The organism is Methylobacterium trifolii (assembly GCF_022179685.1).
GTDB classification, from domain to species: Bacteria; Pseudomonadota; Alphaproteobacteria; order Rhizobiales; family Beijerinckiaceae; genus Methylobacterium; species Methylobacterium trifolii.
Genome location: NZ_BPRB01000325.1, coordinates 1 through 1,137, shown reverse-complemented (window position 1 = coordinate 1,137; position 1,137 = coordinate 1). Strand labels below are relative to the sequence as shown.

Genomic DNA, 1,137 nt, shown 5'->3' with positions numbered 1-1,137 from the left:
CCTTGTAACTTGCCCTCACCGTCATCGTGTAAGCTTCGCGATGCGGAGGCAGGCGCGAGACCGATTGCCCTGAGGGACACCGAGCCCGTGGGAGAGCGTGGGTCTTCGTCTGCCGTTCCATCGAACCCGAACAGTCGCTTGGGCCGCTCTCTGCGAAGCCCGCTTGCGCAAGGATGGGATCGGATGGACGCCGTTTATGTTGGGATCGACGTCTCGAAGGACCGGCTGGACGTGCATGTCCTGCCGAGCGGGGAAGCCTTTGGGGTTCCCCGGGACGGGGCCGGCATCGCCGCGTTGTGTGCGCGCCTTGCCCCTCTGGCGCCGGGGGCCGTGGCGTTGGAGGCCACGGGCGGCTTCGAGACCGTGGTCGCGGCTGGACTGGCCGGCGCCGGATTGCCGGTGGTGGTGGTCAACCCGGCCCAGGTGCGCGCCTTCGCCCAGGCCCTGGGCCAGCGCGCCAAGACCGATCCGATCGACGCGGCCGTGATCGCCCGCTTCACGCAGGCCACCCGGCCGGCGATCCGTCCCTTGCCGGACGCCGAGACCCGGCTCCTGGCCGATCTGGTGGCGCGCCGCCGTCAGATCGTGGCGATGATCGGGGCCGAACGCCAGCGCGAGATGCGGGCGCCGGCCCGCGTCCAGAAGAGCATCCGCCGCCTGGTCAAGGCGCTGGAGAAGGAACTCACCAGCCTCGACGGCGACATCGACGGGGCGGTGCGCGGCTCGTCCGCCTGGCGGGAGAAGGAGGCGCTTCTCACCTCCGTGCCCGGCATCGGACCGACCATCGCCCGCACCCTGATGGCCGAGATGCCGGAACTCGGCAGCCTCGACCGCCGCCAGATCGCGGCGCTCGCCGGCCTCGCCCCCTGGACGCGCCAGTCCGGCCAGTGGCGCGGCAAGAGCTTCATCGGCGGCGGACGGGCCAGCGTGCGCTCCGCCCTGTTCATGGGGGCCCTGGTGGCAGCCCGTCACAACCCGACCCTCAAGCTCTTCCGCGACAGGCTCGTCGCCAGCGGAAAGCCCAAGATCGTCGCCATCGTCGCCACCGCCCGAAAACTGCTGACCATCCTCAACGCCATGATCAGGAAAAACACACCATGGCAGCCACAAAACGCTTGACCGCAAAGACAGTCGCTC

General features: G+C 69.7%; 1 protein-coding gene. It reads left to right on the top strand.

Annotated features, from left to right (window positions below; translation table 11 throughout):
• Nucleotides 1-183: 183 nt before the first annotated feature.
• Nucleotides 184-1,119, top strand: a complete 936-nt coding sequence (locus COGEMETH_RS23410; protein WP_238185082.1) for an IS110 family RNA-guided transposase — start codon at nt 184-186, stop codon at nt 1,117-1,119.
• Nucleotides 1,120-1,137 lie beyond the last annotated feature (18 nt).